At 63.9% G+C, this 6,154-nt stretch carries 8 protein-coding genes; 4 read left to right on the forward strand and 4 right to left on the reverse strand.

Annotation, left to right across the window (positions count from 1 at the left end):
- The 3 genes from EOA32_RS31665 to EOA32_RS31675 form a co-directional block, all read left to right on the forward strand.
- A partial coding sequence (locus EOA32_RS31665) for an NAD(P)H-quinone oxidoreductase (protein WP_145971414.1) occupies positions 1-818 on the forward strand: 818 nt, incomplete at its 5' end.
- A gap of 296 nt (positions 819-1,114) precedes the next feature.
- Positions 1,115-1,255: a DUF1127 domain-containing protein gene (locus EOA32_RS31670; protein WP_095778147.1), complete on the forward strand. Its 141-nt coding sequence runs from the start codon at positions 1,115-1,117 to the stop codon at positions 1,253-1,255.
- Positions 1,256-1,509: 254 nt separating this feature from the next.
- The gene (locus tag EOA32_RS31675; RefSeq protein WP_095778148.1) at positions 1,510-2,211 is read left to right on the forward strand and encodes a DUF1013 domain-containing protein; all 702 of its coding nucleotides are present in this window, start codon (positions 1,510-1,512) and stop codon (positions 2,209-2,211) included.
- Positions 2,212-2,367: 156 nt separating this feature from the next.
- On the opposite strand, the gene EOA32_RS31680 is transcribed toward EOA32_RS31675, so the two are convergent.
- The 3 genes from EOA32_RS31680 to EOA32_RS31690 all read right to left on the reverse strand — a co-directional run bounded on the left by EOA32_RS31680 (position 2,368) and on the right by EOA32_RS31690 (position 4,944).
- Positions 2,368-3,739, reverse strand: a protein-coding gene (locus EOA32_RS31680; protein ID WP_128373817.1) for an IS1182 family transposase whose coding sequence is annotated in 2 segments (ribosomal slippage) — positions 2,368-3,465 and positions 3,467-3,739 — 1,371 coding nt in all. Because the reading frame shifts where the segments join, the coding sequence is not laid out codon by codon here.
- Positions 3,740-3,837: 98 nt separating this feature from the next.
- Positions 3,838-4,557, reverse strand: coding sequence for a YafY family protein (locus EOA32_RS31685; protein WP_128373818.1), 720 nt, complete (start codon positions 4,555-4,557; stop codon positions 3,838-3,840).
- A gap of 222 nt (positions 4,558-4,779) precedes the next feature.
- Entirely contained in the window at positions 4,780-4,944 is a 165-nt protein-coding gene (locus tag EOA32_RS31690; RefSeq protein ID WP_082953649.1) for a hypothetical protein, read from the reverse strand.
- Positions 4,945-5,128: 184 nt separating this feature from the next.
- Here EOA32_RS31690 and EOA32_RS31695 point away from each other — a divergent pair, with 184 nt between their 5' ends.
- Positions 5,129-5,308, forward strand: coding sequence for a hypothetical protein (locus EOA32_RS31695; RefSeq protein WP_067002035.1), 180 nt, complete (start codon positions 5,129-5,131; stop codon positions 5,306-5,308).
- Positions 5,309-5,824: 516 nt separating this feature from the next.
- Here EOA32_RS31695 and EOA32_RS31705 read toward each other — a convergent pair.
- Positions 5,825-6,154: class I fructose-bisphosphate aldolase (locus EOA32_RS31705; protein WP_128373819.1), on the reverse strand; the 330-nt coding region annotated here is incomplete at its 5' end.

Consider the following 6,154-nt stretch of genomic DNA (forward strand, 5'->3'; position numbering starts at 1 on the left):
CCGCCGCCTCGGACCTGACCGGGCTCGAGGCGGCCGGTGAGATCGCGGCGCTCGGTGACGAGATATCGCGCTGGCGCACCGGCGACCGGGTCTGCGCGCTGACGCCGGGCGGCGGCTATGCCGAATATGTCAAGGTCCACGCCGGCAGCGTGCTGCCGATCCCGGCGGGCTTTACCTATTCCGAGGCCGCGGCCGTGCCGGAGAACTACTTCACCGTCTGGCACAACGTGTTCGAGCGCGGCGGGCTGAAGAAAGGCGAGACGGTGCTTGTCCATGGCGGCTCGTCCGGCATCGGCACGACGGCCATACAGCTCGCCTCGGCATTTGGTGCCTATGTCATCACCACCGCCGGCAGCAAGGAGAAGTGCGAGGCCTGTCTTAGGCTCGGCGCCGACCGGGCGATCAATTATCGCCAGCAGGACTTCGTTGCCGAGGTCAAGGACGCAACCGGCGGCCGGGGCGCCGACGTCATCCTCGACATGGTGGGCGGCGACTATGTGGCGCGCAACTACGATGCGGCGGCGGTCGAAGGACGCATCGTCCAGATCGCCGTACAGGCCGGTGCGGTCGCCAGCACCGACTTCGCAAAGCTCATGGTCAAACGCCTTGTCCATACCGGCTCGACGCTTCGGCCGCGCACTGTCGAATTCAAGGCAGCCATCGCGGCGGCGCTCGAGGCTCAGGTCTGGCCGCTGCTCGGCACCCGCAAGGTCGCTCCGGTCATGGACATGATCTTCCCGCTGACGGAGGCCTGGCGGGCGCATGAGCGGATGGAGGAGGGCGAGCATATCGGCAAGATCGTCCTCGACGTCGGCTAGGATGCGCCCGATATAGGTGAGGCCGGCCTGCAAGCAATTTGTGTCCTGCGCTTCCGCTGCTCACGTACTTTAAGTACGTTCCGCTCCGGTTTGCGGACCAACCGTTTTGGGCTTGGCCTGACCTGAATCCTCGACGCATCCTGGGCGCTCGGATCCCTGGCGAGAGACTGAACAAAGGCCTAATGCTGCAATGCACAAAATGCATTGCCGCCATGCAAAAGAGTCCGTTCAATTCGTAGGCAAGGGTGCCTATTTACGCGGCATCGAACAACTGATCCCATGAATGGAGGACTGAAATGAACCCGATCCGCGCTTTCCGCAACTGGCGCCTCTACAATGAGACCGTGCGTGAGCTGAACAAGCTGAACGCCCGCCAGCTGAACGACCTCGGCATCAACCGCGCCGATATCGAGCGTATCGCCCGCCAGGCTCTTTGATTTGAAGCGCGACCGGCCGCAAGGCCGGGCCGCAGTCTCGAAGCCAGAGCCGTCGCAGACGCTTGCTCGTCTCCGGTTCCGAACCCGCTGGACTCCGTCCAGCGGGTTTTGTCTTTTTGGGTCCCGGCTGCTCCCTTCCCAAAAACATTGCGAAATCGTGACGGAGCGTTTATACAGGCCGCGAATTTCCCATTTTGGTGGCTCTAAAACCACCGCCCGCGCGGGAACGCGGGCGAACGAGAAGGATTTTTGATATGGCCAATACGCTGCTGATGCCCAAGGCCACCGCCGTCTGGCTGGTCGACAACACCGCGCTCTCCTTCGAGCAGATCGCGCAGTTCTGCGGGCTGCATCCGCTGGAGGTCAAGGCGATCGCGGACGGCGAGTCGGCGCAGGGCATCAAGGGCATGGACCCGATCATGACCGGCCAGCTCACCCGCGACGAGATCGCGCGCGGCGAGAAGGATCCGAACCGTCGGCTGAAACTCTCGGACCCCAAGGTGCGGGTGCCGGAATCGAAGCGCAAGGGCCCGCGCTACACGCCGCTGTCGAAGCGCCAGGACCGGCCGAACGCCATCCTCTGGCTGGTACGCAATCATCCCGAGCTCAAGGACGCGCAGATCGCGCGGCTGGTCGGCACGACCAAGTCGACGATCGAGCAGATTCGGGAGCGCCGGCATTGGAACTCGGCCAATCTGCAGCCGATGGATCCGGTGACGCTGGGCCTGACCTCGCAGATCGACCTCGACATGGAAGTCAACCGCGCCTCGCGAGGCCGCGAGCAGGCACAGCCGGTCGCCGGCGACACGCTGCTGCCGGCGGCGCTGACCGAAAGGCTGACGCCGGCTCCGGAGAAGCCGAAGGACGAGGATCAGGAGCTCGACGCCAATGCCGTGTTCGCCAAGCTTTCGGCGCTGAAGTCGAAGGACAAGAAAGAAGACGGGGAAGAGGAGTAAGGTCTCCCAGCCCGACAAAAAAGCCCGCTTCGCGCGGGCTTCAGACTGCTGACGAACCCCGTCGATTTTCGGCGGGGTTTTGTTTTGCAGATTGATTGCGCTTGGGAAATTGGTGGCGGGAGCGGATGTCAGGAGGCCGCCGACGCAGATTTGGCCTCAGGCGAGGACCGGTTTGGGCTTTGGCCAGAGGCTGATTGCGATCTTTTTCATGTTCTGGGCGGCGGCTGCGATCAGGCACTGGCAGGCGACGCGGGTTCGCCCTCGGAAGCGGGCGTAGCGATGGCCGAACAGCTGCTTGGCATCGGCGAAGGATCGCTCGACCGTCTCCTTGCGACGCCGGTAGATGGCCTTGCCCCAAGCCGTGAGCCGGTTGGCATCGACGCGCTCGCGTTGATCCTGCCAGACATGGCGTGTGATGGTGCGCTCGGCCTTGGCGTTTGAGGTGCAGGAGGCCAGCAGCGGACAGTCGCGGCAGATGGCCGGATCGCTTCTGTAATGACGATAGCCGCCGCGATCGGTGCTGGCGTAGGTGAGCAACTGGCCCTGCGGACAACGATAGCCGTCCCGATCCGGTTCATGGACGAAGGCGCTCTTCCTCATCTTGCCGGGCCTTGGCGGGGTCGGGTTGCGATAGCCGATGACGCCCCGGATGTTCCTGTCCTCCAGCCCCTTGGCGATGCCTGGCGTGGCATAGCCGGCATCCAGCCCCGCCGCCGCCACAACGAAGCCGAAGCGCTCCACCTGGCGGTCGAGCCGGCCAAGATAGACGATCGAGTCATGCATGTTGGCCGGCGTGGCGAAGGTGTCGGTGATGATGCCGCAACGACCGTCCACCGTGCGGTGATCGAGATAGAAGAAGCCCTTCGGCTTGCCCTCGCGCACCATGTAGCCGGCCTCCGGATCGGCGCGCGATACCTTGGTCTGCTTGACCGGCGGCTTGCGCTCCTTCTGCTTCAGCGGCTTTTGGCCGTGCAGCGCCCGTTCCGTCTCGATGGCGCGGTCGAGCTCGCCCCAGTAGTCGGCACGCGACTTGGCGACCATGGCCAGGTCGTATTTGCCCTTGTTGGCGTTGGCCTTCAGGTGCGTGCTGTCGGTATACAGCACCGTCCCATCCACCAGCCCCGCAAGGATCGCCTGCTCCACGATGCGGTCGAAGATCGCCTGCGCGATCGCCTCGTCCTGGTAGCGCCGCCGACGGTTCTGCGACAGCGTCGAGGCGTCGAACACCTTGTCGGTCAGCTTCAGCCGCAGGAACCCAGCGGTAGGCGACATTGACCTCGATCTCGCGCACCAATTGCCGCTCCGAGCGCACCCCGAACAGGTAGCCGATGAACAGCGCCTTGAATATCAAGGTCGGGTCCAGCGGCGGGCGGCCATTGTCGGCGCAGTACAATGGCGCCGTCAGATCGTGGATGAACGAGAAGTCGATCGATCGATCGATCTTGCGCAACAGATGATCGGCCGGAACCAGCTGATCCAACGTCACCATCTCAAGCGCGGTCTGTTCAGGAGCGGGTCGCTTCAACATGACCCAGTGAATCAAAAACCCCCGGCAAACGCCAGGGGTTTGTCAGCAATCTGAAGCCCGCTTCGCGCGGGCTTTTTTGTCGGCGGTGCCTGGGGAGGTCAGGTCCGCGCCGCTCGGTCGGCCGCCATGCCGTAATCCTCGCTGCGTTCCACGGCGCGATAGAAGTCGGCGAGCTGCTTGCCGCGCTCCGGCTTGTAGATACGCCCGGCAATCACCACCGAAGCGATGCGGTCGATGCGGAAGGCGCGAAAATCGTCGCGCATCTCGCACCAGGCCACCAGGGTCCAGACCTTGCCCCAGAACCAGAGGCCCAGCGGCCGAATGTCGCGCGCCGTGCCGCGCCCGGCTTCGTCCGAGTAGTCGATGGTGAGCACCTGTCGCTTCTCGATGGCGCGCTCGATGAGGTCGATCGCCTCGCGCGCGGCATCGCTCACCACCCACATCGGCGTGTGGATCTCGGTGCGGGCGATGCGGTCCTTTTCCGTGTCGGGCAGCACCGCACCGATCTTGACCAGCGCCTCGTCGGCGGCCCTTGCCATCGCCGCGCCGCCAAAGGCGCGCACCATGCGGGCGCCGGCAACCAGCGCCACGATCTCGTCACGCGTGAACATCAGCGGCGGAAGGTCGAAACCCTCCCTCATCATGTAGCCGACACCCGCCTCGCCGTCGATCGGCACCCCGGTCGACTGCAAGTCGGCTATATCGCGGTAGATGGTCCGCTCGGACACCTCGAGCCACGTCCCGAGCTTCTGCGCGGTGACCAGTCTGCCTCCGCGCAGATGCTGCACGATCTGGAAAAGCCTGTCGGCGCGGCGCATCGTTTGACCCCTTGGCTTCGGTTCTACGCATGCCGCGGTCCCAAAACCGGTTCCCGCAGGTTCGAGGCTGCTTCAATAACGCAAGCCTCCTGACAACATAGTGTCAGGAGGCTGCAGCCACTCCACCACCGGACAACGGCGTCTTTCCTGAAACCCAGCGTTTCAACCGACATTACATCTGGGCGCGGCATGGCCGCTATCCAAGTCATGCGCCGAAAAATTTCAGTTCTCACGCACGCGGCCGTTATAAAGGTCCGGCCAACCGATGTCCTTGCGAATGTCCGCCGGCAAAGTGTTCAGGAAACGCTGGGTCCGGATCTCGTTCCGCACGGTGCGGATCTTGCCGACATAGTGCTGCACGCTACGCAGGATGGTAAAACCGTTCATGACCGAGCTCCTCTTTTTGACAAGAGGAGTATCTCACACCCCTGCTGACAGCAGTCTGTCAGCAGGGGTGTGAGGTAGCCGAAGCCGGCGCCAGAACGATCAGCGCGGTCCCAGGGCGCCCCTTTGTTTGTCAGGAGCGATGCGGTGGCGAAAGCGCCAAGAACCGCTTTGACAGCCGCCGAAGATGCTGGTCAAAGGCGGCATGACGAAACTGCTCGCCCTTGTCATCATCGGCATCATGCTCATCCAAATCATCAAGCCGCTCGGCTGGCCGGGGCTGAAGCGCCGCAGCGATTTCTGGAAGCTGGCGCTGCTTGCAATGGCCGCAATCTCGCTGGCGGCCGTGCTTGGTCATTGGGCTTGAGGCACGTCGATATCAGGTGGGGACGGCCTGCGAAGGGCGGCGCTTCCGGCGAACGAGGCCAGTCACTCGCAGCAGTCTGAGCGGTCCCTGCCTTGACCTGGTATTCGTCGTGGAGCCGCACCCCAGTCGGTCAAGCCGTGAAAGAGGCCGGTCTCGTTGCGGCCCTTCGGCGTCAGGTCGAGCTAGTGACAGGCGCCGATCAGCCATCGCCGCCGCGGGCGCGCGAGATGAAGGTGAGGAAGATGTCGCCGGTTTCGTCGCGCTGCATGGCCATCTCAAGTCCTTTCCTGGCACGGACGTTCGACATCGGCGCGACCCGACAGGGCCGTCGCTGTTTCCATGCCCAGCCAAGAGTGCGGCCGGCAGAAACAAAACCCGGGCCTTGGCCTGGCCGGGCCTTGGACCGGGTTTCAGCGCTTTAGGGAAAGCTCAAAGCGCGTCGACGCGCTTCAAGCCGTTGTTGATGCATGTCGTTGCCCCAGAACCGCTGCACACTTCTGGCGACATGCATTGCTATCAGGCGGCCTTTTCCAGCGCCGGCTGCCATTGTCCGAGCGCCGCCAGATGATTCATGTGGGCACGATGGATGAAGGCAGCCTGGCCGGCGGCGACGTTCGACGCCTTGCCGCTCCAGGCCTTCTGCGCGGCCGCCTGCAGGGCGCGGCCGTAGGAGAAGGAGAGCTTCCACGGATGCGGGCCGATGACATTGATGGCGTTAAGGTTGGCCGTCGCTTCCTCGTCGTCCTGGCCGCCCGACAGGAAGGCAATGCCGGGCACCGCCACAGGCACGGCTTCGCGAAACAGCTTGATCGTCTTCTGGGCGACCGCTTCGGGACTGTCCTTCTT

Origin of the sequence: Mesorhizobium sp. M1A.F.Ca.ET.072.01.1.1 (assembly GCF_004023325.1) — a bacterium.
GTDB lineage: Bacteria > Pseudomonadota > Alphaproteobacteria > Rhizobiales > Rhizobiaceae > Mesorhizobium.

What these genes read in the sequence shown, in the direction of transcription:
- EOA32_RS31695 (WP_067002035.1), top strand. Translation starts at nt 5,129, where the DNA reads ATGCTGGTCAAAGGCGGCATGACGAAACTGCTCGCCCTTGTCATCATC.
- EOA32_RS31685 (WP_128373818.1), bottom strand. Translation starts at nt 4,557, where the DNA reads ATGCGCCGCGCCGACAGGCTTTTCCAGATCGTGCAGCATCTGCGCGGA.
- EOA32_RS31675 (WP_095778148.1), top strand. Translation starts at nt 1,510, where the DNA reads ATGGCCAATACGCTGCTGATGCCCAAGGCCACCGCCGTCTGGCTGGTC.
- EOA32_RS31670 (WP_095778147.1), top strand. Translation starts at nt 1,115, where the DNA reads ATGAACCCGATCCGCGCTTTCCGCAACTGGCGCCTCTACAATGAGACC.
- EOA32_RS31690 (WP_082953649.1), bottom strand. Translation starts at nt 4,944, where the DNA reads ATGAACGGTTTTACCATCCTGCGTAGCGTGCAGCACTATGTCGGCAAG.